The following is a 26,082-nucleotide window of genomic DNA, read 5'->3' on the forward strand; positions in this document are numbered from 1 at the left end:
GTCAGTTCTCCTCGGTGGTGATGGCGTCGAAGCCGGGACGCTCGTGAGTGCCGACCGCGCCGTCGGCAGACCAGGTGATGCGGCCGCCCTCGAAGTTCTGGTAGCGGACGGTGCCCTTCTCGTTCGCCCAGATCTCGTCCGAGACCGGCCAGCCGAACCGGCCGTTCTCGTAGCCGGAGCGGTTCCAGAACGCGCGGATCATGCCGGTCACGACGTGGCCGCCGTAGCCGTTCTTCCGGTAGATGGCGCCGCCCTGGAAGCCCTGGACTACGCCCTCGTCCAACACGGTGTGCCGGCCGACCGGGAAGCCGACGTAGGACTGCTCCCACCGCAGCGCCGCGTAGGGCTCCATGATCGCGGCGGGGATCGCCCAGGCCCCGGTGGTGGGATGCCAGTAGATCGAGCCGTTCTCGAAGTGGGCATACTTGCCGCCGTCGATCGCGTCGCCCTCGCCGTCGGTGAGGCGCTTACCGATCCAGTCCTTCGCGACCTCGGCTTCGTCATCGATGGCGTTGCCCACGGGTGCGGGCGGTGTGGCCGAACCACTCCCGTGCAGCCAGTGGTTCACCCGGTCGGTGAACACGTCCCACGGGAAGTTCTTCCCGACGTCGGTGTGGTCGCCGATCTTGAGCCCGAAGGTGATGCCGGAGTGGTCGCAGATCCCCTGCGTACGTCGGCCGATTGCGGCGTAGTCCTGAGCGAGCACGCGGGGATCGATGCCGTACTTCAGGCAGTCACGCACCGCGACCTGGGCGGTGAGATCGATCGCGTTGCCGAACTTGCCGATCCACTCCTCGCGGGATTGTGCGGCCCGGGATCCGGCGAAGCACAGGTTGATCGTGTACGGGTTCGCGTCGAGCACCGACCACGACGCCCGGTCGGTGTCCACCGAGCCGATGAGCGTGCCGTTGTCGACGGTGTAGTGATACGACACCGGGGCGCGCTTGAAGTAGTTGTGCAGGCCCTCGGCGTTGCCTCCGCCCTCCTGGGTGTGGAGGACGAACAGCCACGGTTTCGCGCCGTTGCGGCCGCTGTGGCTGCCGTGCGACCCGGTCAGGTCGATCTCGTTCATGGTGTACGCGGGCACAAGTTGTCCTTCCGCGGATTCGGGGATGTCACCTGCGAGGCGCTCGTAGAGTTCGAGTGCCTCGTCGATGCGGGTGTCGTAGCGATCGGGGAACGACGAACGCTGCACGGCCTGCGCATACCAGCCGGGGCTTCGGCCCTCGTCGTTGTAGTCCAGCTTCTTCAGGGCCTCGAAGAACATGACCGCCGACCGGTACGGATCCATGCGGTCGGCGACGGTGCCCCACCACGGGGGTTGCTGCTGGAACAGGCCACTCGACTTGCTGTCACTGCCGATCCGCTCGTGCGGGAACTTCAGCGACTCCGGATCGGCGCGGTTGGCATACATGATCCAGTCGCATTCGACGGACACCGTCGCGAACGCGATGACGATGCCCTTCGGGGTGACACCGAGATCGCGGCCGGCACGCAGGATTTCGCGGGCGTACTCGTCGCGCTTGCTCATCCGTCTTCTCCTGCCGCTGCGCTCGCCTCGCCCCGGGGGTCCTCGAGTATCTCGGCGAGCGCGGAGGCCGGCAGCTCGGCGAGCTGGGCACGGATGTGCGCGTACGGGTCCGGGCGGTTCGGCGCCGGCCGCTTCGTCGAGTTCCACTGCCCCGGGTTGTGCGGATGGATCGGGCCTGTGATCGGCGGGTCGTAACGAACGCGGGGTTCCTTGACCGGTTCGAAGCCGAGGTTCTCGATGTGCTTGGCGAGCGAGTTGATCTCGTCCGGCTCGAACGTCGCCACCGGCGACATCTCGCCGTTGGTGGGTGGGTGCATGAACACGTACGCGTACGGGTGCATCCCCTCCGGTAGTGCTCTCTGTAGTTCTTCGGGTGTCACGTCGATCTCCTGGTCTAGATGGCGCTCGAGTGCTGGCGCAGCGCGCCGCTGATCGCTTCAGCTGCGCGCAGTGCTCGCGTTCCGGCAAGTTCTTCGGATCGGTAGTCGCCGACGTTGATCTCCCAGGGCTGGTCCGGGTTGTCCCGCGACCAGGACTGGCGCACCGAGGCGATGTGGGAGAGCCAGATCCGGTCACCGATCTCGAATCCGGCGCGCAGTCCGTCGTCGATGTGCAGGCCCACTCGATACGGGTTCGCGTCGTCGACCTCGGATGCGAAGCTGACGTAGCCGCGAGCCTTGTGCAGCCCGACACGGATGGTTTGCAGACCGGACGGGGACACCGCGACGCCGCCGCCGGCCTCGAATCCGGACTTGTGCGCGAATCGGCCCATGTTGGCTTTGCGCTGGTAGTTGGTCAGGCTGCCCCATGCGAGGATGACGTCCTCGACCGCCTTGTCGAAGATGCCGAGGGTCAGCCACGGCATGCCGATGAGGCTGCCGAGTAGTCCCAGCAGAATGTTCGACAGAAGCTTTGCACCCTGGTTGATCGCGTCCGGCGACTTGCCGCCGGTCATGATGGTGTGCTCGATCGGCTTGTGGATCACCATCTTCGACTTCAGACCGCGGTGCTGACCGCGACGGAAGATGACCCACGGTCCGTTCGGGTCCGCATTGTCGGGGTCGTCGTTCGGATCGGCGATCGTGACCGTGTCGGAAGTGCCGTCGGATCCGAAGATGCGCAGTAGGTCCCGGATGGGGTCGAGGATGGTCCCGGTGATACCGGGGATCGTGGCGCGCTTCTTGATGTCGAACACCATCGTCGGCCGGTCGAGAATGAAGTGCGACGGGCACGGCTGCGGATCGCCCGGTTCCCAGATGTCGCCGGTCAGCTGCAGCCCGCCGTCCTCGAGCGTCGGGTGCACGAGATCCCAGTAATCATCCATCCGGGAACCAAGCGCGCACCACGGGCCGACACCATCCCGAGATTCGATGTACGGGATCATCACCATCGGCCACTTGGCGTTATCGAAGTTGGCCCGCCAGTTCGCCGCATCCCAGATATCGAAGCCGGGGATCCAGCTGGGCTGCTGCTCGCGCAGCAGATTCCGGTGGGCGTACCCTTTGCAGACCTTGATCGAGTTGCCCCACTGGAAGTCGATCTTCGGTGCCTGCACCGCGAGCGGAGCGAAGGTGTTGGGCCAGCACTGCAGGTGCTTCATCTCGTCGAGGATGTGACGGGCCATCAGCCGGACGATCGCGTTGCCGTGCTCGTCCTCGTCGTACTCGATGTCGAAGACCTTGAAGCACGCCTTCTTCCATGGCGAGCGGAACACCAGGAACATGTCCTGCTCGAGATGCTGAGCGTCGATCGCCCACTGCGCCAGATCATCCTCACCGTCGAGACCGACCGAGGCCTCGCCGACCTCGTTGCACATCGTTTCCCAGTCGGCGTCGTACTCCCCTTCGACGTCCCCGACGAGTTCGAGGTTCCGGTCGTGGATGGTGACCCGGGTCCGGAGCAGTGCGAGCGCTGCCTCTTCGTGTTCCTGGGCGTCGATCGCTGCGAGGTCCGCGTCGAGGTCGTATCTCACAGGCAATCACCCCCAGGGCATTTCGTGGTAGCGCGGCATGTGGATGCGAAGTTCGGCCGGCACCGTGGCGCCTTGGACCTCGACGGGGAGATCGACCGGCGGGGTGCGCGGTGGGATTTCGTGCAGGAAGTTCACACCCCGCATCGCCTTCCACACCTCGAACCCTGCTCCGGCTGCCCGGATGGTTTGGAAGTCCTGGCGGGTCTGCACCCGCCAGCCTGTGGTCTGCGGGCGGAGCGGCACCATACGTCCGGACAGTCCGTCCGGCAGAATCCATTTCTCGGCCGGTGTGCCTTCGAACTTGAGCCACAACGGCACGTCGGTCGGGTTCGATACCTGGAAGGTCCCGACGTGCGAGCCGGTCCCGGCTTCCCACTTGATGACCTTCGTTCCCGACGTGAGGTACGGCCAGCACGCGACCGCGACCATCTCGAGGTCGATACGCCTGGTCTGCATCGACATCCGGCCGACGATCTTCGGGTCACGGTCGAGCCGAAGTCGGATCTTCCGAAGTCCGTGCGAGGTCTTTGTGGTGACCTCGTTGTCGTGGTCGAACGACCACACCGCCATCTGCGCCGCGAACTCGCGTTCGAAGTCGTGACGGGTGCGGCCCTCGATCCGGAGCTGGAAGTCGAGGAGACGTTCCTCGATCTTCGTCACTCGCGGTGTCGAACCGTGCTGGTACGCCCGAGAAGTGCGCGTCGGGGTTCGGGGCGCAGGAACCCAGAGACCATCGAGTCCGCCCTGGATCCAGGAGTCCTGCGCCGTGCGGGACGGGCCGCCGTAGTTGTGCCGCGACCCGTCCCACCCGACCATGCTGATCGAGTCGATCACCAACGCCTCCTGGACTCGGAGCTACGTCCAGGGCCGCGTTCACGCTGGTTCATCATGATCTCGACCTCCCTCCTCATCGCTGGTGACAGTTCGCCGACGAAGCTCAAGTTGTCTCCGCCACCGATCGGGGCCAGCTCGAGCGCCGACCGATCGGCTGCCGACATCGCCTCACGAGGCGCCGAGGCTGCCGACTGGACTCGGTCGAGCATCGGGATGAGTGCCTCGAACGCTTCGGTCTGCCGGGGCGAGAGCACACGCTCGGGACGGATGACGTCCTTGAGCATGAAGCCGCGTCCGGATGCGATACCGCCCTGGTCGTAGTAGCCGTTCTTCTCCCAGAACGACTTCGCCCGGAGCGGATTGCCGTACCGGTCGCGGATGTACTTCGCGCCGGCCAGACCCTGGATGTACGCATCCGGATTCTCGTCCGGAAGGTAGGCATCCTTCGTCGACCCGAGGAACTGGAACAGCCCGAACGCGCCACTGGATGGGTTGCGCGCGAGCGGATTCCAACTCGATTCCTTCCCGATGATCCAGTCGGCCGCGGCCCACTGTTCACCGTGATTCCAACCGGACGGTGCGAAGGCCCGCTTCACCGCGTCGACGACCGATTCCGGCCCGGTTCCCGTATCCGCCTCCGGGGGTGTGGAGGTGGTCGCCGGCACCGTGGATTCGGTGGCGGCCGGGGTGCCTGTTTCCGTGTCGGCCTTGTAGTCGTCGTACGTGGCTTCGTTGCGGGCCTGCGCTTCGTCCGAGCGTCCCCGTCCCCGGTCGTCGACCAGGTTCAGGCCCTCGAACTGGCTCGAGAACCCCGCCATGCCGAGCAGGTCGTTACCCCACTCTGCGAGCAGCGAGGTGCCGATCTGTGCGCCGACGCCCAGCCAGTCGATCTCTGCCGCGTACTTCGCGGCAGCCGCCGGCCCGACCTCGACCTTGTCCTTCTCCTGCTCGTAGCCGTACTGGCTGTAGTCGGCTGCAGGAGTGGACTCGGCCGCGGGTGCGTTGTTGAGCATGCCCATTGCGGACAGCGCCCCGGCGATGTCGCCGCCGAGGAGCAGATCCTTGATGAGCTTGATCTGATCCCAGTTCAGCACCGCCTCCGGTCGCCCGGTTTCGTTGCGGACGATCGAGAGCCCGTTCGGGATCCAGCCACCCTTGTCCCGGAACAGACCACCGATGCTCTTAGCCTTGTCCCACACCGAACCGAGCAGATCACCCAGGCCGGCTACCTTGTCGGACAGGAACTTCGACGTCATGTCGCGGCCCTTGTCCAGGTACGCCGGCGGAACGCCGACCCATGCCGGCGGAGGCGTTCCGATTGCGGCACCGATGCCCGCCTTGATCGGATTCAGGAAGAAGTCGAAGACTCCAGCAATCTTCTGCTGCAGCCACGACTGCTTCCCCTCCGGAGACGGACCGCCACCGAGACCGGCCGACTCGAATGCACCGTCCGCGCCGATCGCGAGGTGGAACAGACCCGGCCTCTTGCCCGCGAACTGCGGACTGTCGGCACCAGCTGCGGGACCACCGTAGGCGACGTAGCCGTGGCCGCCGCCGGACTCGACGTTGACGGTCGAGTACGGGCCGACACCGGTGAGGGTGCCGGCAGTGTGACCGCCACCTGGTCCGCCCGGATCGTCGTGCACACCGACCGAGAACCCGACACCGAGACCCGGCTTCCACGGCTGGCCGCCGGGGAACGTGCCGGTCGCCCACTTCCACACACCGTTGCCACCGTTGATGATGGCGTCGGCGATCGCGGACATGTATCCCGAGCAGTCCTCGAACCCCCAGGTGTAGGGGTTGCCGTTGCGGCTCTTGGCGGCACGGTGGCCGTTCTCGAGCTGCGTCTGCCACATCGGGCGGATCTCGCCGCCGTCCTTGTAGCCGGGTAGGAACCGGTCGAACATGCCCTGCGGGTTGACGTTGCCCAGACCCTTCGCCGCCACCTGGGCGCCGTAGCGGCTGAGGTTGTCGCGGCCCACCTCGGACACGAGCCGTCCGTTGTCCCAGGAGAACGGGATACCGCGGGCGATCATGTCGCGGATGGCGTAGAGCACGTTGTGTCCGCCGGCCTTGAGGACCTCGAGTGCGGTGACCATGTGCTCACCGTTCGAGCCCCACATCAGCACATCGTCGGATGTGCCGCTGCCGGGGCCACGGATCGCACCACCGGTGGCGTGCTCCGGGATACCAGCAAGTGGTTGCGCTTCACCGAGTCCGAGAAGACCGGCGACCTTGTTCCACGCCTCCATGATGCCCTGGTTCCAGACCGTGTTGATCAGGAAGTTGATCGGCTTCGCGAGGGTGGCCTTGAGGCTGTTCCACTTGTCACCGATGCCCTTGACGACCTCGCTGAAGAAGTCGCGGACCTTGCCGAGAGCGCCGGTCATGGCGTCCCATGCCTTCTTGATGACGTTCTCCCAGACCCAGTTGATTCCGTTGCCGAGAGCGTCCCACGCGGGCTTGATGTACTCGTTCCACACCTTGACGAAGAAATCTCCGATGTTCTGCAGACCGCGAATAAATCGGTCCCACAACGGCTTCAGGATGGTGTCGTACACCCAGGACAGTCCGGCGCCGAGTGCATCCCACGCCGGTTTGATCAGCGAGTTCCACACCCACACGAAGAAGTCACCGATGTTCTGCAAACCACGAACGAAGCGGTCCCACAACGGCTGCAGGATGGTGTCATAGACCCACTTGAGTCCGTTCCCGAGAGCCTCCCAGGCAGGTTTGATCAGCGAGTTCCACACCCAGGAGAAGAAATCTCCGAGTGCCTGCAGCCCGGCCTTCATCAGCTCCCACACCGGCTGAGCGATGGTGTTCCACAGCCAGGAGATGATGTTGCCCATCATCTCGACGTAGAGCTTGATGCCCTCCCACAGGAGCATGAAGGCAACGGCCACTACGGCGAGTGCGACCTTGATGGCGGTGAACACCGGCTGCACGATGTTCTCGTACAGCCAGGTGAAGATCTCACCGATCTTCGTGAACGCCGGGCGGATCGCCTCCTCCCACAGCCACGTGAATGCCGAACCGATGGCGTCGAGTGCGCCCTTGATGAACTCCCACGCCGAGGCGAGCGCCGACTTGATCCCGTTCCACACCGTCTCCCAGATCCGTTTTCCGGTCTCGGTTTGGGTGAAGAACCATACGAGGCCGGCCACAAGGGCTGCGATCGCGATCAGGATGAGCGTGATCGGGTGCGCGCTCATCACGGCGTTGAGTGCGCCCTGTGCGATCGCACCGGCGATCAGTGCCGCACGGTATGCGGCCAGAGCGATCGTGTTCCGGCGGATGCTCGCGGTCGACCGTCCGGTCGCGGCGATGAACACACCCTGCGCCACGGACGAGGCGAACATCGCCGCGTTCCACAGCGTCATCGTCACGGCGGCGACCTTCACCACACCGACGACGGCGAGCAGGATCGGTGCCATCGGCGCCAGATTGGCGATGAGGGTCGCCAGGTGCGGTGCCAGCACAGCAAGGATCTCCGCCCACGGGGTGAACGCCGCCACGAGTGCGGGCAGCACCGGCGCCAGATTGGCCAGGGCTTCGCCGAGGGCCGGCATCAGCACCCGCGCCATGTCCATCAGCCCGGGGATCGAGTCCTCGATGGCCTGACCCATGGCCACGAATCCGGGCGCCAGCCCTGCTGCCGATTCGGCGCCGAAGCCGCGGATGAGCGAGAACAGTGGTCCGACAACGTTGCCGATGTTCTCGAACGTCTGCCGAACGCCCTCGAGCGAGGACCGCAGATCCTCTGCGGTGATGTTCCGCAGTTTGTCCCCGATCCCGAGCAGCCAGTCGTTGAGGGACTGACCGGTGTGCGCGAACGTCTGCGCTGCGGTGCCGAGGACGCTGATCAGTCCGGAGAACACCGAGCCGATCCCGTTCTCGCCCTGGGCGAGGCTGGCGAAGAAGGTGTTCGAGCCCGTGATCATCCGGTCCCAGCCCGCCACGGCCGCCGGACTCGAGATCGACGTGGCGATCTGCGAGCCGATGGTGCCGAGGGTGGTGGCGAGGATGCCGAGGTTCGGTGACAGCCGATCGATCAATCCCCCGAGCACGGAGAACGAGTCGACCATCGCCAGGCTGAACCGATCGGTGATTTCTTCCCGAAGATTCTTGAAGGCCTGCAGCAGCGGGGCGAGCCGCTGACCGATCTTCGCCGCGAACGGATCGACCGAGGACGCCGCTGATTGCTGCGCTTCAGCCATGTTCTCGTAGGCGTCGGCAACAGCCTCGGCCGCGTCGGCGTTGGCCTGGGCGACATCCTTCTGCGTCTGCGCGAGGTCGGCCTGAGCATCCTTGAGCTGCTCATGGGCGCCGGCCTCGCGTTCCTTGGCTTCGACGACGCGGTCGGAGCCTTCGATGCCCTTGGCCTGCGCGTCGGCGATCTCGGCCCGTTCCTGCTTGGCTGTTGCCTTGATCTCCTCGTATGCCTGCTTGGCTTCACGGACACCGAGTTCGGCGCGCCACCGGTCGAGACCGTCCGCATCCGGATCCGCACGGGTCTCGCGCAGGGTCTTCTCGGCTTCGGCCAGCGCCAGCGCGGCGCCTTCCTCGTCGAGGGCCAGACCGGCGAGGGTCCGCGCGTAGCCTTCGGCATCGCGCTTAGCTTCCTGCCGGGCCTTGTTGACCTCGTCCTGCGCTTCCTGGACGGCCTCCTGAGCTTTGACGACCTGCTTCTCTGCGGAGATGATCTGCCGGTTGCCCTGCTCGGCGGTGCGAGCCTGCGACTTCTTCGCGTTCTCGACGGCCTTGAGCGACGCAGCGCTCTTCGATGCGGTGGCGCCGACGTTCTTCTGCGAGTCGGTCCACGCCTTCGCACCTTCGGACAGTCCCGCGAACGCCAGCTTCGCCACGCCGATAGCGGGGCCGAGGATGCTGGCCGCAGCCGCGGCGACGGTACCCATGGCAACTGCGATCGACGTCAGACCCGACACCATCGGGCCGGCCATGAAGGAACCGACGACCGAACCGAGTGCCGAGACGGCACCGAGCGCCGCAGCGGACCCGACGGTGATCATGCCCAGGGCACGGCCGATGCGGGTGAGGATGCCGACCAGCTTCGCCGCGGCGGCCATCACCATCAGGGCAGCAGTGACCCGCCCGATGTCGCGGGCCAGGATGCCGGCGGCCGCGGCGGCGAGCCGCAACGCACCGGCGAGCTTGGCCACACCGACACCGGTCATCGCCTTGAGCAGCGAGGTGCTCACGAGCAACCCCATGCTGAAGGACTTCAGGACACGCGCTGCCAGCCCGATGACGGTCGCGGCCGTGCCGACGTTGCGGACGACCGAGCCTGCCGCGTCGCTGATGAACGAGAATCCGGAGGCCGCCATGCGCATGCCGTTGCCGATGGCGGAGACGAATCCGGCCGCGAAGCTGCGGCCTTCTTCGTTACCTCGAGCACGCGAGTTCATGCCCGCGGTGACACCGCTGGCGAACTGTGCACCGGCCGCGCGTCCGCCGGCACCGAACCGGCCGGTCAGACGCTGCAGGAACGAGGCACTGTCGGCGTCGGCGCGCTTGTCGTCGATCCGGGCCTCGATGTGCACGACACGGTTCGCGGCGGTCGTGCGCTTGGACTCGGCCGCGTTGAGTGCTGCGGCGGCGGCATGGCTGTCCCGCTTGGCCTTGACGACCTTCGCTTCGGCGTCCGCGAGCCGCTTGGCGTCGGTGACACCCTTGGTGCGCAGCGACTGCAGTTGCCTTTCGGCGTCAGCGGTTTCCTTCGTCGCCGCGGCTTCCTTGCGGCGGGCCTCGGCGGCGGACTTGGTGGCGCTGTCGAGGTCCGCCTTCGCCTTGGCGAGCCTGCGCTGATCGACCTCGACGTCGATCTTGTGGTTGACCGGGTGTCCCTTGATCTCCGAGCGGACCCGCTTGAAGTAGCCGGACATCGAGGGCAGGACGTTGATGTAGGTCTGCCCACCCTGCAGGTCAGCCATCGTTTACCTCCGGTGGGGTGTAGCGCCGCGAGTAGCGGCTGCCGAGGAGCTGCGAGGCGATGTCGTCGTGCTCGACGAGGGCCTGGAACTCTTCGACGCGATCGCGCGCAGTCTGCGGACGCGGGGACGGCTGCGGCGGCTTGCCGCCCTTGCCCTTGAACTTCGGGGACGCACCCCACGTGGCGTGCTCGATGCGCCGCAGCGAATCGACCATGGCGGTGAGTTGCGCCCGTTCGTGTGTCCAACCCACCAGCGACGGTCGTTTGGACGGAGGAGGCAGCTCGCCGCGCTGCTCCATCTCGAGGATCTTCTGGGCACGCTCGTCGTCGTTGCCGAGCGCCGCGTAGTACCAGCCACCTTCGGGCAGTGCCGGCAGGAGCCGGATCAACCGGTTCCACGGGTTGTTCAGGTGGTCGCGGACCCAGTCGTAGAGACGTTCGTCGCCCGGCATGGCGAACAGGTCCTTCTCGATCGCTGCGCCGTAGCGGTCGATCTCGTCGACCAGGTACGTCCAACCGGTATCCGGTGGGACGAGGATCCCGAAGTGTTCGCGGATGTCGTCGACGAGGTCGGCGAGTTCGGAGAACGGCCGGCGGGCGTAGTGCTCGGTGATGACATCGGCCAGGTCCTCGCCGACGAGGAGATCGAGCTGGTCGTGGACGGAGACGGTGGTGTCGAGATCGGCGACGTCCTGCGAGTCGGGTGCCTCGATGACGAGTTCGGGGCTGTCCTCGTCGTCTTCGTCCAGAGACACGACGAACGGGCCGACAGCCTCACTCAGGAGTACCCGAAAGAAGGAGGCCGTCGACCCGTTGTCGTCGCGCATCTATCAGCGGCGACCGCTGCGGCGACGATCGCGGCTGCGACGCTCGACGCGGTTGATCGCCTGCTCGGCGTCGAACAGCCCGAAGTGCTTGGACATATCCCGCACGACCTCGATCAACGTCTCCGGGTGCTCCGAACCGAGGAAGTCGGCGACGTCATCGAACTGCTCACCGAGGAACAGCTTGAGCACGCGACGGGAAGTCGAGGCCTCCTCGATGTCCATGACCGTGTCGGCGTCCGGCTCGTGAACGAAGAAGGTCGGAGAGTCCCCGATCTGGAACTTGAACGGCTTCTTCGGCTCTCGCTTTTCACCGCCGTACCGGCGAACGTCCTGCTCGTCGATCGGGGTGATGGTGTCGAGGTTGTCCGTGCTCACTTGCTCTCTCCGTTGCTCCGTGCGGCCTTGGCCTTGCTGGTGGTCTGCGGGGCGGGTGCAGGCGCCTGCTCGGGTTCGGGAGCAGCCGCGACGATCTCAGCGGCGGCGACGTCGGCAGGGGCGCTTTCGGGCGCGGCGGTGACTGCGTCGACGGGAGTGTCACCGGCAGGCACCGGATCTCCGTTGTCGACGGGCGCGGGGACGTATCCCCTGCTGCGCAGTTCACGGTCCTCACGGAACGATCCGGGCGTGTAGCTGCGGCCGTCCGGGGCGAGCAGTGGTCGCGGTGCCCAGTCGGCCTTGCGGATGGTCTTCATCTGTCCCATGACGGGACCTCCTTCGGTGACGGTCGGTGTGGCGGTCTGGAATGCGCCGGGCAGGGGAAGTCGACCGCCAATCCCCTCCCCTGCCCGACGCGTTAGTGAGGCCCGGCACGCACGAGGGGCCGGGCCGGCGGTCAGGCGCTGACGGTGATCGACAGCGGCTTGAGCGCGCTGCCGGACGTCGCACTGTCGACGACCTGAACGGTGAAGGTGGACGTGCCCGCCGTGGTCGGGGTGCCGGAGATGACACCGGTCGACGCGTTCAGAGTCAGACCCGCCGGCAGAGTGCCAGTCGAAACTGTCCACGTCTTTGTGCCGGTGCCACCGGTAGCCGCGAGGGTCTGCGTGTACGGCGTTCCGACGGTGGCGGCAGGCAGCGACGCGGTGCTGATCGACAGTCCGCCGCGCTTGAATCCGGCGTCCTCGAGGACACGGTTCCAGCCCTCGCCACCGAAGTAGTGGCGCACGGAGACGCCGTGTTCGGTGTCGACCATCGCGTTGACGGTGGTCGGCCAGGTCAGCGAGCCCTCACCGTCGGAGAGAGTCTGCTCGCTGATCTCGGCGACCTCACCCGCGTAGAACAGGCGCCCCAGATAGATGCGGTCCACGCCGGAGTTGAACTGGGCGACGCAGAGGTACCGCTGCTGACGGATCTCCGCGATCGCCGACTGATCGAACGCGATCTCACCGGTCTCCGGATTGGCAACCATGTTCGACAGGTCCATGCCGAGGTTGTTCTCGATGTTGTACCGGTTCGCCTCCAGTCCGGTGAACTGCAGGCCCGCGATGTCGGAGGTGAAGTCCGACCGGATCGGGTTGTTGTAGCCGACCGCCATGATGTCGGACTTTTCGAGCTCGCGGGTCAGCGTGATCGCATCGTCCTTGAGCAGCAGACCGAAGTCCCATGCACCATCGGGCAGTTCGGCGAGCTGAGAGTTCGAACCCTCGGTGATGTACTCGATGGGGTCGACGTCCATGCCCATCCCGAAGATGTGCATGCGGTTCGGCTTGAGAATGAGCTCACGCTGGTGCCGCGCGACCTCGAGTTCGCCAACAGATGTGGCCATGATGCCTCCTGGGCATGAGAAAGGCCCACGACGGTGATGTCGCGGGCCAGGGGATGAAAGGTGAGCGTGTGAGGTGTCAGCGCCGCCAGGGCTTCTGCAAGCTCAATGCGTAGAACGCAACCTCACGGCGAGCGTCCGGGTTGTCGTACGGCTCGGCCTCCGGTGGAGTGTCGACCCGACACGAGTCGATGCAGATCGGCTTCGGCTCGTCCTCGACCTCGATCGCTTCCCCGGCGATGTTCTCCATCCGGTTCGCGACCTTCCGAGCGAGCAGCGACGCCCCGCGCGGATCCGGGTGATGGCAAGTGATCTGCACCCGTGGATAATCACTGATCCCGTCGCTGGCGCCACCGACCCGGTTGATCTGGATACCGACGCCGTCCTCGTGGGGCGGCTCGGTATCTGTCTCGGCGATCGGAGCGAGGTACGCCATCAGTACCTCGTGGATGTCCGGGAACAGTGTCTCGTCGAGTTCGACTGCCATCATTTCCTCCGCATGGCACGCATCGCAGCCTGCGTTGCGCGCACTGGTTTCGAGCGCTTCGTGCCGAACAGGACGTGCTTGTTGGCGACACGTGACGAAACGATGCGGTAGCCGGGACGCCCATCCCATCCTCGCGCTCGTTCGATCCGGACCCGAGTTGCGAGCTGACCGGTTTTCGCGTGCCGGCGAGCTTCGGCGCGGAACGCCGCGAGACCGGTCTGCGCCATGCGACGGGTCGCGTTCTGCACACCCGCCGACGCCATGATCGCCTTCGCGTCCTTCGACGAGAACCGGTAGCTGCCGGGTTTCGGATCAGGCACTGTCCCTCCACCTTTCGAGATAGCCGGTGACGTACTCGGCGACACCGTCGTCGTCGTACCAGGTCTGCAGGTCGCCGTCGACGTGCAGCCGTGGCCCGATGCCGTCGACCGCGAGGACGTTCTCCGTGGACTCAGGAAAGCCCGGGGGTGCGTACAGCACCCACCGGTCGTACCGCTCGAGCGGTAGGCCCTCGATGGACCCGACAGGTTGGACCGAGCAGCCGGGATACTCGGGCCCTGCCTGCTCGATCATTACCCCTCGCTTGGCGGGTACGCGTTCGATCACCCGCACGGTCTGGTTACCGAGATCGTCCATGTCAGTCTCCGAACGTCCAGGACGGTGTCGCCGACTGCGAGATGCTGAGCAACTGGTAGTGGTAGGGGGTGAACACCAGCGACCGGCCCGGGTTGACGAGGGTCCCTGACCGGGTCACCCCTCCCACCGTCTTCGTGTAGGAGACGTGACCGGCGTGCTTGGCAGCCGTCAGCGCGGCCCGCACCACCTCGATGACGACGAACCGGGCGTCCGGGTCGTCGTCATCGATGGTGGGCTTGTGCTTGCGGATCCACTTCGAGGCAGAGGCGATGAGCTGTTCGGCCCAGATCGTCTCCGTTGCCGACAGCTGCCGCCAGCCCCTCATCAGACCAGTGACGTCGACGAAGTCAGCCACAGTGCCGCCTCAGCTCACTTCTCTTCGGCAGCGTCGACGAGGGCGATGATCTCGTCCTTGTTCTTACCCTCGAGATCCTCGGCGTCGATGCCGATCGCTTCCGCGTACGCCACCCACTTCTCGTCGGTCGCAGTCGCCCGAGGACGGCGCGGCCTCTCAGCCGACACACCACCGGCCGTAGCCGCCGGGGGTTCGGCACCCTGCGGCGGGACCTGGTCGACCACCGCGGCGGCAATTCGTTCTGCTGCGGCTTCCTCGGCGGCGACCTCGTCGGCGGGCCGGATCGCGCCGGCACGCAGCAGCCGCTGCGCTTCCAGCTCGTCGAGATCGGTGATCAGCGCACCGCGACGGTGCCTGATCTCCTTCGTCGGCCGTCCCTGATCGTTGCGCTCGAGTACCTGGTTGAACCGCAGTGCGGTCAGGATGTAGTCGGTCACGGCGTCACCAGTCCCGTCAGCCACAGACCGGCCTGCGGCTGGTCGAGGGCGAGTCCACGTTCCTGCGTGGCATCCGAGCGCCAGGTCTCACGCGGGCCACCGTTGGGGCCGTTGCCCTCGGGGTAGAGCTCGGTGAACGTCAGCGGACGAGCGTCGCCGTAGAACCCGATCGTGCCGCGCTCGAGGATCAGGGCCCGGTCGGCCGGCCACGCCTTCGACACGATGACACGAAGGTTGTGGATGGTCTCCGGCAGCGCACCGACATAGGCGATGTTCTGGTCGGCAATGTTGCCGCGGTAGACCTTCAGCAGATCGTCGTTGTCCATCAGGATCGGCAGCAACGCGGGGTTGAGCACGATCGTGTCGGCGGCGAACTCGTATCCCTCGTCCTCGCTGCCGCCCTGCTCGGCGGTCGGGGCCGCCTGGGAGATCTCGAAGATCGCGTCGGCGATGTCGCGGCGCGGCCGCGAGTTCGCCACATCCCACGCGGTGGAGACGGGGAACGAAGGGACGGAGTTGAAGATCGCCTTCGCGGCACGATCGTTGGCCCGGATGAAGGTGTTCTTCAGCGCGGTGATCTGCTTGTTCACGTCGTCGATCTGATTCTTCCGAATCATGTCGAGGGTGACGCGAATGCCCTTGCCACGCTTGGTCGAGAAGACGACCTTCGGGATTCCGCGGGCCGCGTTCGAGACGGTGATCTCGCCGAACTCGGCCAGCTCCTCGATGTCGTCGGCGAGGAAGGCCGGATCGCCTTCGCGGTAGGCGAACACGCCCGAGGTGTTGGCGCCAGCGTTGCGCAGCAGCGCCTCGGCGATGAACTGATTTTCGAGCAGCTTCTTGAGCTTGGTCGGGATCAGCGTCGGGTTCGCGAGAAAGTCGGCCACGGCCAGTGCCGCGCCGTCCGACCCGCTCACAATGGTCCTGGGTGCCATGGTGATTGTCTCCTGGGGAAGTGAGGGATCAGGCGATCCGGATGAGGCCGACCGCGTTGGCGGCCACGCCCTGGGGCTGGGTGCAGATGCCGACGATCTCGGCGGCAGTGGCATCGACCGGGGCCGGACCGACCTTGCCGGATCCGGTCGAGACCAGCTTGTCTCCGAACGTGGCCGCGGCCGAGTAGGTCACCTTCGTTTCGGTACCTGCGTAGGCGACGGAGACGACGGTGGGGATCGGCATCGCGTTGATGATCGGACGTCCGATCGCGTCGACGGTGGTTCCGCCCTGCGCCGTCTCGGGGCTCTGCCCGTCGGTGAGTGCGACGCCGAGCACCTTCACGCTGTCGGCCGCGGCGACGCCGATGCGGCCGCCGGTGCGGGCCTCGACGAGCTGGCCACCGAGGATGACCTCGGCCGGGATGAAGCTCTTGGGGCCACCCTGGGTGACCTGTGTGACTGCAGCCATGTCAGTTCTCCTCGATCCAGTTCTTGAACTTGTCGACGGCCGCGAAGTCCGCACCGCCGGTGAGCTCCGAGTCGACTCCGTGGCCGACCTCCTCGAGCGGCACGAGACCGGCGGCGAGGCTGTTGATGGCCTCGGTGGCGCCCTCGCGATCGCGCTGCAGGGAGTTGAGCCAGTGCTCGCGTCGGCCGGGCCCGAACTTTCCGGCCCGGATCGCTCCGTCGACGAGTGCCTCGTCGGCTTCGCGGAGCTGCTGGGCGCGAGCTGCACGGCCTTCGTTGGCCGCGGCGATGTAGTCCTCGTGCTGGGCACGGTCGACGGCGACGAGGCCGTGTCGCTCCATGTAGGTAGCGACCTGCTCGGCGGTCGGGGCACCGGCGCCGGCGGATGCCTGGGTTCCGGTTTCCTGTGCCTGCTCGGCGAGCGCCTCGTCGAGGGCGGCCAGAATGGTCTCGTCGGTGGCGTCGGCGCTGATGCCGAGGCGCTGAGCGAGAGTTTCGTTGAGGGTGGGCACGATGCCCTCCTTCCTGTTGGTGTCCTCTACCGCCTCGGCAGAGGGGATCCGGGGGGCCGGGGCATGTTCCCGGCCGGCGAAACGGAACTGCGAGAGGTTGAACGCTGCGGACAGTTCACCGCTGGCGGGTGCGCTGGCACCGACCTTGTCGGCCAGGCCAGCGGCGACTGCTTCGTCCGCGGTGAACCAGGTTTCGGCGGCGACCAGTGCGCGCCACTCGTCGAACTCCCCACCGGCCCGGCGGGCATAGACCGCGGTGATCGAGTCGGTCATCTTGTCGAGACGGTCAGCCTCGGCGCGCAGGTAGTCGGCGGTGCCGGAGGTGTAGAGCCACGCTTCGTGAATCATCATCTGCGAGCCTTCGCCCATGATGATCTCGTCACCGGCCATCGCGATCACCGACGCGGCCGACGCGGCCAGGCCGTCGATTCGAACGGTGACCTTCGCCGAGTGCGCACGAAGCGCGTTCATGATCGCGATGCCGTCGAACGCGTCCCCGCCGGGCGAGTTGATCCGGACGACGATCTCGTCGGAGTCGAGTTCCTTGATCTGGGTGGCGATCGTCTGCGCGTCGGTATCGAGCCAGTAGCTGCCGATCACGTCGTAGATCAGGATCTCGGTGGCGGCGCCGGCCTGCGCGTTGATCCGGCACCACTCGCGTGATCGTCCGGGTGCTCCGGCACCGTTGCGGATGGTCATGGTCGTCTCCTTCACGTGGTCGTCCCCTCGGTTTCGGTCGGGCCGGAAGGGGGCGTCCACGGCTCGGATGGGGGCGGGGTGTCCTTGGCGGGCAGCCCGTACTGCTGCCGCGTGTACTCCTCGAGCGACCGGTCGAGGCGGATCAGTCCGGCGTCGATGAGCATCTTCAGTGCGGATGCGGTCAGGTCCTGGCGCGAGCCGATCTCGTCGAACACGATCTTCGGTGCGGGCTCGTCCTCGCCCCAGTTCAGATCGACGAGGTCCTCGACGACGTGAGCGGTACCGACGTCTGCGATGGTCTCGCCGAGCGTCTGCACCGACTGCGTGAACGTGCCCTCCTGCACGCTGGCCATTGCGAACGAACCACCGGTGTCGAGGTTCAGGAAGTGCGCCAGGCCTGCGATAGCGATCTGTTTGTCCTGGTAGTCGATCGCTTTCTGAATGTCGAGCAGCACACCTTGCACGCTGAGCAGCTCGAGCTTCTGGCCATTGGCGAGACCGACGCCGGAGGTCATGCCGCCCTTGAAGTTCGACGCCAAATCGCGCATGTGATCGACCTCGACCTGGTCGGTGGCGCTGGCTGCGGTACCGACCGGCACGCCGATGCCGTTGCGGCGGGCCGCGGCGGCCTGGGTACGCATGAACTCGTCCTTGAGGATCCAGTGCTTGTACGCCGGCCGCAGGATCGAGTTGCCCTGCCACTGACCGGGGTCCGGTTCGTGCACGTAGGCGACCAGTCTCGAGACGGGGATGGTGAATCCGTCCGGGATGGCCGAGGCTGCGGTGAGCTTTCCGACGGGCGGCTGTTGCGTGATCGACTCGAGACCACCGTCGAGCGCGACGTTGATCTTCGCGATCGTGCGCTGCGGACGGGGTGCGAGCTTGCGCAGACTGATCCTTCCGTCCTGATCGAACTGATAGACCTGCTCGAAGAAGCTGTGCCCGTACTGCAGCATCAGGAGCGCCTGCTGCAGGTGACTACGCCACGAGAAGCGTCCGCGCGTGCGCGTCGTCGGCTGGTAGTCCGAGCCTTTGATCCCGAGCCGGAGGTTGCGGGCCACGAACTCGACGACCTCGTCACGGGCGCCGTTCGGGTCGAGATGCCATCCGGTGCGGCGGATCGGCAGACCGATCGCTCGCAGCAGGGAGGAGGCTCGGCCGTCCTCGCGGCCCATCCGGCTGAAGACGTTCACCGACTCGGGCCACTGCAGCTCGGGGACTTTCTCGGTGTGGTCCCACTGCTGCCACTCGGTTCCACCACCGTGTACGTATCCCAATTCTGTTGAGGGACGTGCGGTTTCAGACATGGTCACCTCCTCGTCTAGAACGCGGCGGTCAACGGGTCGAACGAGTCGACCGGTCCACCGGTGTGGTTGGTGCGCTCGAATGTCGGTGCGGCCGATGCGCCGGCCACGCGGGATTCGAAGGTGATCAGTGCCCATCGGGCGATGATCACGGCCAGCATCGGTGCGACTTCGGGGTCTCCCCCGGCGTCGACGACCCAGTCCCCGCGAGGTAGCGACCGTTTGGCCGCGTGTTCGAGCGCGTAGCCGAGTTCACGCTGACCGGTGTGGCTGATCAGTCCGTCCTCGGCGTCGTCGACGAAGCCCTGGCTCATCAGCGCCGCTTGGTTGGTCGTGGACTTGATCAGTTCGATGCCGGCGGTCTTCATCATCGGTTCGAGTACTGCGGCCGGTGAACGGCTGTCGGTGGCGATCGCGCACGGTTCGAGCACGTCGTCGATCCGCCCGATCAGGTCGACGATCTCGGGGTTGGTTGCCGTACGCATGTAGCCGACCTCGACGTGGATCCGGTCGTCGAGGGTTCGTTGCGCACCGGCGATCACCCACCGGGAACCGACGCGGGCGATGCCCACGCCGATCGTGCCGGCCAGTTCCGGGAAGTCCACCAGTCCGTGCCACTGCAGCTCCGTGACGAGCTGCCATGTGGGCGGGCCCTGGTCGTCGTCATCTGGCCAGATCCCCATCGCCTCACGGCGCCAGGCTTCGTCGTCCGGGATGTTCTCCCGCATACGCAGCATCGACTCCAGCGGAGTGCGGTGCGGATACGACGGGTTGAACGTGCCGAACTTCGACTGGTCGTCCGGGTCGGTGTCCGGGTCCGCGGAGATCTCCACGTACACCTGGCCATCGGTCAGTCCGGCGAGCGCCTTCTTCCGTTTCTTCGTGAACGATTCGCCGTCGTCGGTCGGGCGCGGTGGTGTGCCGATGAAGAACAGCAGACCACCGTGCGGATTCTTCGCCGCGTTGGTGGCCGGCACCATGTCCTCGAGCGCCTTCACGCCGAGGATCTGCGCCTCGTCGAACACCTCGACGTCGATGGCTTCCATACCTCGACCGAAGCCCTGCTCGCGCGCGCCGAACATGATGATCGACCCGTTGGTGAAGACGATCTCCTGTTCACCGTTGGCAGTGCGGATCGCGGCGACGTACGGCCAGATCTTCTTCTTGCGCACCATCGACTGCATCGAGCGGAAGGTGTTCGTCGTCGTCCGGTTGTGGTGCGAGGTCCAGATCACGCGCAGGCCCGGGAACTCCAGGCACATCCCGATGATCAGGTTGCCCACCGTGTAGGTCTTGCCGACCTGACGCGGAATCGAGGCGACCACACCGCCGACCGACGCGGCGTACTTCCCCGCGGCGTTGCACCCGAGCGCGATCTGCCCGAAGCCTTCCTGCCACCGATCGAACGAGACACCGACGTCCTGCAGGCGGCGATACACCCGAGGGAAATTCGAGGTGACGATCCCCTCGGGGATCACCAGATGACGTGCAACCTCAGAGAGTCGACGCGTCGAACCTGTCATCGACACTGCCTGTCAGTAGCGGGTGACCGGGAGCGACCGCACGCAATGCTGCCTCCAACTCCCGGATCCGACCGGGGTCGTTCTCAACGTCCTCTGCAGCTCGCGCATCGATCGCCTCGATCTCGTTCGCGGTGTCCTGCAGTCGCTTCGTCAGCGACGCCAGATCTCGCGGTGGGCAGTCGCTGTCCGTCACCGCTTCCGCGATCCGGTCTCGAATCGCCACCATCAGCGCGCGCCGTGATCCGCTTCGCGCCGCCTCGGCCACCGACAGAACGTCGGGATCGAAGGTCTGCTCGTCGTCGTTTTCGGGGGTGGGTTCGGCGTCGAGGTCGTCGTCCGGAGGCGTGTCGGTCGTCACTTTTTCACCTCCGATTTGGTCTGTGGAAAAAAATGTCGGAGAGAGATTCCTGACTGAGGAAGAGGCCAGTCAGGAGACCCCCACCCCCTCGATAATTTTCGGGGGCGGGGTATATCCGCTGGTCAGGGCCAGGGAAGCAATCTAATGCCGAGCGGTTCTTCACTGTCTTCGGTGCCGATTCGGTGGCCGGTGACAGCGGGCCGAAGATGGTCCCGACTGCCTTCTCCGCGCTCCTTGTTGCACGTGCCGTGGAGCAGTCGATCGGCCTGGATTCCGCCGTGCGCGCGGGCCTGACTGTGGTCGGCGGCAAGCGATCCGGAGGCCGGGTCGTTCGACGTCGGGTCGTGATCCCAGTTGTTGGTGCGATTGCGGAACATCGGCAGCGAGCACCACCAGCACGGTGTGCCGTCGACGTGGTTACGCAGCAGTCGTTCCCGGGTCTTCTGGTGATCCCAACCCAATCCGCGGGCGGTGGTCGAGGCGGACACGGGGCTCACCCCCGCTCACCCTGCTGTGGAAAACACTTCGGCCGACGTGTTTGAGGTACACGTCGGCCAGTGCCAGGACTCTAACGCGTTAGACGCGCTTGTGTCCACTCGTCTTCGTCGCGGCGCGTTTCCGCCGGGTACGGGCGACGTGGTCGAGCACATCACCTGCGCGATACCGAGTCGATCCGTCCAAGGCGGCGCAGCGTGGAAGATGGCCGCGGTGAGCCCACTGGTAGATCACCTGCGCAGTCACACCAGCGAGCGCGCTGGCCTCGGCCGCGGTCAGCAAATCGTCCATGCTGATCGTCACCAGCTCGGGCACGACCCAGCCCTGCCCCAGCGCTCGCGATCGCTCGTCGAGCGCGATGCACTTGCCTGCGTCAAGTTCGAGCAACGCCTCACGGTAGGTCTGGGCGATCCGGCGCGCGCGGTCGAGTTGGGTGTCGGCCGGCCACGGCCACGGGTCAACACTCATGCGAACACCCCTGTCCGGACGTACGTCAATGCCGATTCGAAGTTCTCGAAGTGGCACAACCATCGTGTTTGCCTACCCACGCAGCTCACACCCATCGGCTGAGCCACTCGCCAGACATCACCGACTCGACGGACCACGACCTTGTCATGCAGTTCGGGGGAGTCAAAAAGCAGACGCTCCCAATCGTCTTCTGTCATGCGAACTCCTGGTAGTCGGTGGCGAGGATGGTGGTCATCCGCCGGTAGTCGAACTCGGTCCACAAGCATCCGCATGCGAGGCAGTCGATCAGCTCACTGCCGTGCCAGCGACCGAGCTGCGATTCCTCACAGCGGGGGCACGGCAACGGCATCCGGTCACGGCCGCGCGTCACCCCGAGTGTCGACGAGGCCCGCCGGTGCAGGTCGACCAGACGCAGCGCGAGGCTCACTCCGTCCTGGGTGGTGGACTCCCACTGTTCGCCACCGGGAAGCCAGACCATCGCGTCGTGCTCGGGGACCATGAGCAGGACTTCGATGTTCTTCTCGATCAGGTCGAGGTTGTGTCCGACGGCGCGTTCGTCCGGGTCGGTGTCGAGTGCGAGGCGTTCGGCGATGACGGTGGCGCATCGGTGTGCGGTGTCGGCGATCTCGCCCATGAGTGCGTCGGTGTGCACGTTCACCGGGACCGCGGGGGTCGGTGAGGTGGCGCGCGGTCCGGTGGCCGGGCCGGTGATGCTGGTGTCACCGAATGCTCGGTACAGGGCGAGGTAGTCCTGCCACAGTGCGGCGGTCGCGGCGGTGACGGCGCGGATGCAGCCCTCGCACAGGAAGTCGGGCCGGATGGTCAGGGCCGGGATCCACTGACCGGTCTCGGGGGCGCGGGTTCGGCCGCGGCAGAATCCGCCGGCGCGGCAGGCGTGGGTGGGTGTCGGGTCAGTGGTCATGCGGGTGTCCTTCCGGCGGTGCGCACTTCCAGCACGGCTCGGGCAGATGGTGGGTTGGGCAATCGGTCTCGTCGCCGACGGTCGACGGTGGTCCGGTCCATCCGTGCCACGGGGATCCGAACCGACCGGGTGTGGGGACTTCGGGTGCGGGGCCGGCGTCCCACTGGGGTGTGGGAATGGCAGGAGGTGAGACGTTCTGCTGGCTGGGAGCGGCAGTCTCGGTCTGGTGGTGGGATCTGCCTTTTCCGCGTCGACGTCGTTTGCGAGGAGATCTCACGTGAGGTTCTTGCTCGGGTAACCCAGTAGAAGAACCCTCACCCTGCCCTGACCCTCCCATGCCCGCGCCCGCGCGCGTCGCCCGCGCGGGGACACCTCGTTTCGGGTGGTCGGGTGTGTGGTCCGGATTTGGTCGAGGTTTGGTCGCTTCACCGCTGGTCGTGCGGATGTTCTCAGTGGCGCGTGTGACCGGCGAGGTGGTCTCTGCGGCGCGGTTCACCGGCGAGCTGGTCTCTGCGTCGGCGGGTGCCGGCGAGCTGGTCTCTGCGTCGGCGGGTGCCGGCGAGACGGGCTCAGCGTCGGTGTGGTGCGGCGAGACGGACTCAGCAGCAGTCGGTTGCGGCGAGACGTTGGCACGGGGCGGTGGCAGCAGGACCATGTCCGCCTGGGCGGGGGTGCGGTTGCCTTTGCGGCCGTTGCAGTCCGCGCAGGAGACGACGATGTTGCGTGCGCCGTCTGCGCGGGTGGGGTCGACGTGGTCGAGTTGGGGGCGGCGGCCGGTCTGCGATCGGGTGTCCTTGCGGCGGACGACGGTGCCGCAGTAGCGGCACTTCGCTTCGTTCGGCTTGGCGGGGTCGATGCAGTCGCGTGCCCAGACCGAGTTCAGGATGACGGCGTCTTTCAGCTCCTTCCGTTTGCGGCGGGTGATGTCGACTTTCGCTGCGGGGTCGTAGCCGAGGTCGAACCAGTCGTGAAATAGGTATGTCCCGTCGGCGACGGGGGGACAGCGTGGGCAGTCGTGGCCGGGTGCGTGCCAGAGTCCGACGGCGACGAGCTGCGCGGCGAGGTGGTCGGCGACGCGGGGGTCGAGCATGATTCGGATGGTGTCGGCGCGTTTGACGACGCCGTCGCCGCCGGCGGCCTGGCAGTCGGTGCCGGCCATCGTCCACAGTCCGATCGCGGCGATGCCGTCGAGCCGGTTGTGGAGAACTTGTTCGATCAGTTCCCGGTGTTTTCGGGAGGTCGGGAGCTGATCATCGCATTGGAAGAACACTGCACCTCTTCATGTTTCGCTGTGTCGAGGACCGTCGTCTCAGTTGGATTCGATGGCGTACCAGTCACCGATGCCGAGGAAGTCGGTCTCGTAGACACGGGCGTCCAGGATTTCGTGGAGGCGCTGGATCTTCTCGTAGGGGACCCTGGGGCTGGGGTTGGCCTGGTTGATTCGGTACCGGGCGGTGGGGTCGATCCGTAGCGCTCCGTCGTCGTGTCGGGTGTCGGGCGCGGAGTATTCGATCCAGCACAGGCGCGGGTCCGTTGCGGACAGTCCGCGGTGCCGTATTTCGGAGAACACCAGGCCGTGAGGGTGGCGCTTGCGGTCGACAGCGGTGCCGAGATACCAGACCTGTCGTGCGCTGCGATACCAACTGTCCGGGCGGCAGGCGACCGCGTTAATCCACCAGTACATGTTGATGTCGGTGGCGTCGTCGAGGACAAGCAGATCCGCGGCGCGGGCCATCTCGATCGAGCGTTCGGTGCGAGCACGGAACCGGATGGACCCACCGCTGCGCAACCTGATCTCTTCTTCGCCTCTCGTCCAGTACATCTTGTCCACCCAGCTATCCAGCATCGGTGAGGACTTGATGATGTGGGCGGTTCGACGCATCGCGTTACTCGCAGCGTCGCGGGTCGGCGTGGTGTGGACGACCCGCTCGCCGAGGACGTACATGCCACCGAGCTCGCGAGCCTCAGCCAAAACACTCATGCCGTTCTGTCGGCCGGCGAGAACACCGACCTCGGATGCGGACCACACGCTACGACCGAACACGCCGGCAGGTCTGGGCACAATGCGAGTGCCCTTCTCAAGCGCGAAGTGCTGCCATGTATCGAGTGGCCGGCCAGCGACCTCGATGACCTCGGCGAGATGGGCGGCCATGATCGAGTCCTGGTCCCAGAGCGGGGGCGCGGTGAAGATCCGCGGGCGGTGGCGTTCGTTCATCGGGGTGTCCTTCGGGATGGCAGGCGGAGAACGGGAGGTGGGGCGGTCGGTCAGCGGCGGGGCGTGACCGGTTCCAGCGGGTGGGGCGGCAGTTCCTTGCCGGACATCGGGCAGGGTTCGCCGAGGGTGTCGCGGTGGAACCGGACCTTGCGGGCGTCGGTGAGCGTGCAGCCGCGCCAGCACACCGGGCACTCGGTGGTGACCGCAGCTAGAAAGCGCGCCCGCGCATCGACGAGCGTCATCGGCCGTCCGCCTTGCCGTCCAGGATCGTGAGGATGCGATCACCGACGCCGGTCATGGCGGCCAAGATCGCGACGATCACGAGCATGTGGTCGGGATCCCCGGGGAGCTCTACCGCGTTGATGTCGTGCGTTCGAACTCGCTCGGCGTAGGCGCGGATCTCTGCGATCTGCTGCTCGAGCTGGTCGATGCGGGCCTGCGCGTCGGCGAGGTCTCGGGGCGGGGTCATGCGTCTGCTCCGTTGACGAACTGCACCGGCTCGTCCACGCGGTGCAGCTTCTTTCGCAGGAACGGCAGCGCCGACGGTTTCACGAACGTGCGTGTCGTCGGGATCGTCTCTTTCGTCTTCGGATGCTGACGGGTGCCGAGTTTCACCTCGAAGTGATGCGCGTACCGCTGGTAGGGAAGGTTGTTGCTCTGCAGAATCCCCAGCCGACGCAGGTCGCGGAAGAACACGTTCGGACCCCAGTGCATGGCTTTCGCGGCGGCCTTGAGCGTGTAGAGACCCTCGGCGTTCATCAGTTCGTCGGCTACCTGGGCGCGAGGCTCAAGTTCGGCGACCTTCCGTTCCGCCGCTTCCGCGCGCTCAGCTTCGTCGGCTGCCGCGCGGAGGGCCTGGGCGTATGTCTGGGGGACTGCGGGCCGTGCCGTGGTGGTCTCGGCGATGCGGGTCTGGATCGCGAAGTATGCCTGCGCGGTGGCGACCTCCGGCTTGTGCGGGTCACCGTTCATCGCGATGAGGTAGGCGGCGAACCGGGTGAGTTCGTAGTCCTGGGCGGCGGGTCCGGACGGGGCGACTTTTCCCGATCGGGAAAAGTGGGTCTCCGGGTCGTGCCCCTGGTTCTCGACCGTCTTCCGTGCGCGGGTGAGTGGGGTGAGGAAGTTCTTCCACTGTCCGTACGCCATGGCGGTCATGAGGTCGCGGGCGGACCAGAACTCGGTGCCGTCGGCGCGGACCTGGCGGATGGAGTCGAACGGCGATGTCTCGGTGAGGTCGAACAGGTCGAGGGTGCTCATGGCTGTGGTTCCTTCCTGTGCTCGGCCGGGTGGGTGGTGGTCAGTCGCGGCCGAGGTGGATGAGCGCGGTGCCGGTCATGTCGAAGACGATGGCGGCCATGGTCAGCACGCCGGCGGTGCACAGGTTTC

At 66.2% G+C, this 26,082-nt stretch carries 28 protein-coding genes; all 28 read right to left on the bottom strand.

The genetic code is table 11. From position 1 onward, the window contains the following. Position 1: 1 nt before the first annotated feature. On the bottom strand, positions 2–1,531 hold the full coding sequence (locus tag LPH33_RS20760) for an N-acetylmuramoyl-L-alanine amidase (protein WP_229565771.1): 1,530 nt from the start codon (positions 1,529–1,531) through the stop codon (positions 2–4). Then, the gene (locus LPH33_RS20765; RefSeq protein WP_229565773.1) at positions 1,528–1,911 is read right to left on the bottom strand and encodes a phage gene 29 protein family protein; all 384 of its coding nucleotides are present in this window, start codon (positions 1,909–1,911) and stop codon (positions 1,528–1,530) included. Before LPH33_RS20765 ends, LPH33_RS20760 begins: the two co-directional genes overlap by 4 nt. Positions 1,912–1,925: 14 nt before the next feature. Continuing rightward, positions 1,926–3,503, bottom strand: a complete 1,578-nt coding sequence (locus tag LPH33_RS20770) for a hypothetical protein (RefSeq protein ID WP_229565775.1) — start codon at positions 3,501–3,503, stop codon at positions 1,926–1,928. A 6-nt stretch (positions 3,504–3,509) separates the two neighbouring features. Next, a complete protein-coding gene (locus LPH33_RS20775) occupies positions 3,510–4,337 on the bottom strand; it encodes a hypothetical protein (protein ID WP_229565777.1) in 828 nt (275 codons plus the stop codon). Beyond that, the gene (locus LPH33_RS20780; RefSeq protein ID WP_229565779.1) at positions 4,334–10,294 is read right to left on the bottom strand and encodes a hypothetical protein; all 5,961 of its coding nucleotides are present in this window, start codon (positions 10,292–10,294) and stop codon (positions 4,334–4,336) included. Before LPH33_RS20780 ends, LPH33_RS20775 begins: the two co-directional genes overlap by 4 nt. Beyond that, positions 10,287–11,048, bottom strand: coding sequence for a hypothetical protein (locus LPH33_RS20785; RefSeq protein WP_229565781.1), 762 nt, complete (start codon positions 11,046–11,048; stop codon positions 10,287–10,289). Before LPH33_RS20785 ends, LPH33_RS20780 begins: the two co-directional genes overlap by 8 nt. A 75-nt stretch (positions 11,049–11,123) precedes the next feature. After that, the gene (locus LPH33_RS20790) at positions 11,124–11,495 is read right to left on the bottom strand and encodes a hypothetical protein (protein ID WP_229565783.1); all 372 of its coding nucleotides are present in this window, start codon (positions 11,493–11,495) and stop codon (positions 11,124–11,126) included. Then, positions 11,492–11,821: a hypothetical protein gene (locus LPH33_RS20795; RefSeq protein WP_229565785.1), complete on the bottom strand. Its 330-nt coding sequence runs from the start codon at positions 11,819–11,821 to the stop codon at positions 11,492–11,494. Before LPH33_RS20795 ends, LPH33_RS20790 begins: the two co-directional genes overlap by 4 nt. A gap of 131 nt (positions 11,822–11,952) precedes the next feature. Continuing rightward, the gene (locus tag LPH33_RS20800; RefSeq protein WP_229565787.1) at positions 11,953–12,885 is read right to left on the bottom strand and encodes an Ig domain-containing protein; all 933 of its coding nucleotides are present in this window, start codon (positions 12,883–12,885) and stop codon (positions 11,953–11,955) included. Between the two features lie 76 nt (positions 12,886–12,961). Further along, positions 12,962–13,372, bottom strand: coding sequence for a hypothetical protein (locus LPH33_RS20805; RefSeq protein WP_229565789.1), 411 nt, complete (start codon positions 13,370–13,372; stop codon positions 12,962–12,964). Further along, positions 13,369–13,689: a hypothetical protein gene (locus LPH33_RS20810; RefSeq protein ID WP_229565790.1), complete on the bottom strand. Its 321-nt coding sequence runs from the start codon at positions 13,687–13,689 to the stop codon at positions 13,369–13,371. Before LPH33_RS20810 ends, LPH33_RS20805 begins: the two co-directional genes overlap by 4 nt. Beyond that, a complete protein-coding gene (locus tag LPH33_RS20815; RefSeq protein WP_071935924.1) occupies positions 13,682–14,005 on the bottom strand; it encodes a hypothetical protein in 324 nt (107 codons plus the stop codon). The genes LPH33_RS20810 and LPH33_RS20815 overlap by 8 nt, the downstream gene beginning before the upstream one ends. A gap of 1 nt (position 14,006) precedes the next feature. After that, a complete protein-coding gene (locus tag LPH33_RS20820; protein ID WP_156895280.1) occupies positions 14,007–14,360 on the bottom strand; it encodes a hypothetical protein in 354 nt (117 codons plus the stop codon). Positions 14,361–14,374: 14 nt separating this feature from the next. Beyond that, positions 14,375–14,797, bottom strand: coding sequence for a lipase chaperone (locus LPH33_RS20825; protein WP_229565791.1), 423 nt, complete (start codon positions 14,795–14,797; stop codon positions 14,375–14,377). After that, positions 14,794–15,732, bottom strand: coding sequence for a hypothetical protein (locus LPH33_RS20830; RefSeq protein WP_219129663.1), 939 nt, complete (start codon positions 15,730–15,732; stop codon positions 14,794–14,796). Before LPH33_RS20830 ends, LPH33_RS20825 begins: the two co-directional genes overlap by 4 nt. A 28-nt stretch (positions 15,733–15,760) precedes the next feature. Next, positions 15,761–16,201, bottom strand: a complete 441-nt coding sequence (locus tag LPH33_RS20835; RefSeq protein ID WP_219129664.1) for a hypothetical protein — start codon at positions 16,199–16,201, stop codon at positions 15,761–15,763. Between the two features lies 1 nt (position 16,202). Then, positions 16,203–17,411 carry a head maturation protease, ClpP-related gene (locus tag LPH33_RS20840; protein ID WP_229565792.1) on the bottom strand — a complete coding sequence of 403 codons (1,209 nt, stop codon included), beginning with the start codon at positions 17,409–17,411 and terminating at the stop codon, positions 16,203–16,205. Between the two features lie 11 nt (positions 17,412–17,422). Further along, a complete protein-coding gene (locus LPH33_RS20845; protein WP_229565793.1) occupies positions 17,423–18,718 on the bottom strand; it encodes a DUF935 domain-containing protein in 1,296 nt (431 codons plus the stop codon). A gap of 14 nt (positions 18,719–18,732) precedes the next feature. Further along, entirely contained in the window at positions 18,733–20,154 is a 1,422-nt protein-coding gene (locus tag LPH33_RS20850) for a terminase (protein ID WP_229565794.1), read from the bottom strand. Between the two features lie 55 nt (positions 20,155–20,209). Continuing rightward, positions 20,210–20,596 carry a hypothetical protein gene (locus tag LPH33_RS20855; protein ID WP_229565795.1) on the bottom strand — a complete coding sequence of 129 codons (387 nt, stop codon included), beginning with the start codon at positions 20,594–20,596 and terminating at the stop codon, positions 20,210–20,212. 122 nt (positions 20,597–20,718) lie between these two features. Then, positions 20,719–21,084, bottom strand: a complete 366-nt coding sequence (locus LPH33_RS20860; protein WP_420714500.1) for a hypothetical protein — start codon at positions 21,082–21,084, stop codon at positions 20,719–20,721. Positions 21,085–21,172: 88 nt separating this feature from the next. Continuing rightward, positions 21,173–21,559 (bottom strand): helix-turn-helix transcriptional regulator, encoded by a 387-nt coding sequence (locus tag LPH33_RS20865; protein WP_229565797.1) that lies wholly within the window; start codon positions 21,557–21,559, stop codon positions 21,173–21,175. A gap of 193 nt (positions 21,560–21,752) precedes the next feature. Continuing rightward, positions 21,753–22,481, bottom strand: coding sequence for a hypothetical protein (locus tag LPH33_RS20870; protein ID WP_229565799.1), 729 nt, complete (start codon positions 22,479–22,481; stop codon positions 21,753–21,755). Beyond that, on the bottom strand, positions 22,471–23,751 hold the full coding sequence (locus LPH33_RS20875) for an HNH endonuclease domain-containing protein (protein WP_229565801.1): 1,281 nt from the start codon (positions 23,749–23,751) through the stop codon (positions 22,471–22,473). The genes LPH33_RS20870 and LPH33_RS20875 overlap by 11 nt, the downstream gene beginning before the upstream one ends. Positions 23,752–23,790: 39 nt before the next feature. Beyond that, positions 23,791–24,696, bottom strand: coding sequence for a hypothetical protein (locus LPH33_RS20880; protein WP_229565802.1), 906 nt, complete (start codon positions 24,694–24,696; stop codon positions 23,791–23,793). Positions 24,697–24,746: 50 nt separating this feature from the next. Then, complete coding sequence (locus tag LPH33_RS20885; RefSeq protein ID WP_229565804.1) at positions 24,747–24,938, bottom strand: hypothetical protein; 192 nt, start codon at positions 24,936–24,938, stop codon at positions 24,747–24,749. Then, entirely contained in the window at positions 24,935–25,165 is a 231-nt protein-coding gene (locus LPH33_RS20890) for a hypothetical protein (protein WP_229565806.1), read from the bottom strand. Before LPH33_RS20890 ends, LPH33_RS20885 begins: the two co-directional genes overlap by 4 nt. Then, entirely contained in the window at positions 25,162–25,953 is a 792-nt protein-coding gene (locus LPH33_RS20895) for a phage antirepressor KilAC domain-containing protein (protein ID WP_229565808.1), read from the bottom strand. The genes LPH33_RS20890 and LPH33_RS20895 overlap by 4 nt, the downstream gene beginning before the upstream one ends. Positions 25,954–26,082 lie beyond the last annotated feature (129 nt).

It is taken from the genome of Rhodococcus sp. RDE2 (assembly GCF_020885655.1).
In the GTDB taxonomy this organism is placed as follows: domain Bacteria; phylum Actinomycetota; class Actinomycetes; order Mycobacteriales; family Mycobacteriaceae; genus Rhodococcus; species Rhodococcus pyridinivorans.

Bases quoted from the DNA above. Each gene is read 5' to 3' on its own strand.
- LPH33_RS20760 (WP_229565771.1), bottom strand. From the start codon at position 1,531: ATGAGCAAGCGCGACGAGTACGCCCGCGAAATCCTGCGTGCCGGCCGC.
- LPH33_RS20865 (WP_229565797.1), bottom strand. From the start codon at position 21,559: ATGAGTGTTGACCCGTGGCCGTGGCCGGCCGACACCCAACTCGACCGC.
- LPH33_RS20830 (WP_219129663.1), bottom strand. From the start codon at position 15,732: ATGGCACCCAGGACCATTGTGAGCGGGTCGGACGGCGCGGCACTGGCC.
- LPH33_RS20840 (WP_229565792.1), bottom strand. From the start codon at position 17,411: ATGACCATCCGCAACGGTGCCGGAGCACCCGGACGATCACGCGAGTGG.
- LPH33_RS20800 (WP_229565787.1), bottom strand. From the start codon at position 12,885: ATGGCCACATCTGTTGGCGAACTCGAGGTCGCGCGGCACCAGCGTGAG.
- LPH33_RS20795 (WP_229565785.1), bottom strand. From the start codon at position 11,821: ATGGGACAGATGAAGACCATCCGCAAGGCCGACTGGGCACCGCGACCA.
- LPH33_RS20870 (WP_229565799.1), bottom strand. From the start codon at position 22,481: ATGACCACTGACCCGACACCCACCCACGCCTGCCGCGCCGGCGGATTC.
- LPH33_RS20885 (WP_229565804.1), bottom strand. From the start codon at position 24,938: ATGACGCTCGTCGATGCGCGGGCGCGCTTTCTAGCTGCGGTCACCACC.
- LPH33_RS20835 (WP_219129664.1), bottom strand. From the start codon at position 16,201: ATGGCTGCAGTCACACAGGTCACCCAGGGTGGCCCCAAGAGCTTCATC.
- LPH33_RS20895 (WP_229565808.1), bottom strand. From the start codon at position 25,953: ATGAGCACCCTCGACCTGTTCGACCTCACCGAGACATCGCCGTTCGAC.
- LPH33_RS20805 (WP_229565789.1), bottom strand. From the start codon at position 13,372: ATGATGGCAGTCGAACTCGACGAGACACTGTTCCCGGACATCCACGAG.
- LPH33_RS20890 (WP_229565806.1), bottom strand. From the start codon at position 25,165: ATGACCCCGCCCCGAGACCTCGCCGACGCGCAGGCCCGCATCGACCAG.
- LPH33_RS20845 (WP_229565793.1), bottom strand. From the start codon at position 18,718: ATGTCTGAAACCGCACGTCCCTCAACAGAATTGGGATACGTACACGGT.
- LPH33_RS20880 (WP_229565802.1), bottom strand. From the start codon at position 24,696: ATGAACGAACGCCACCGCCCGCGGATCTTCACCGCGCCCCCGCTCTGG.
- LPH33_RS20780 (WP_229565779.1), bottom strand. From the start codon at position 10,294: ATGGCTGACCTGCAGGGTGGGCAGACCTACATCAACGTCCTGCCCTCG.
- LPH33_RS20815 (WP_071935924.1), bottom strand. From the start codon at position 14,005: ATGGACGATCTCGGTAACCAGACCGTGCGGGTGATCGAACGCGTACCC.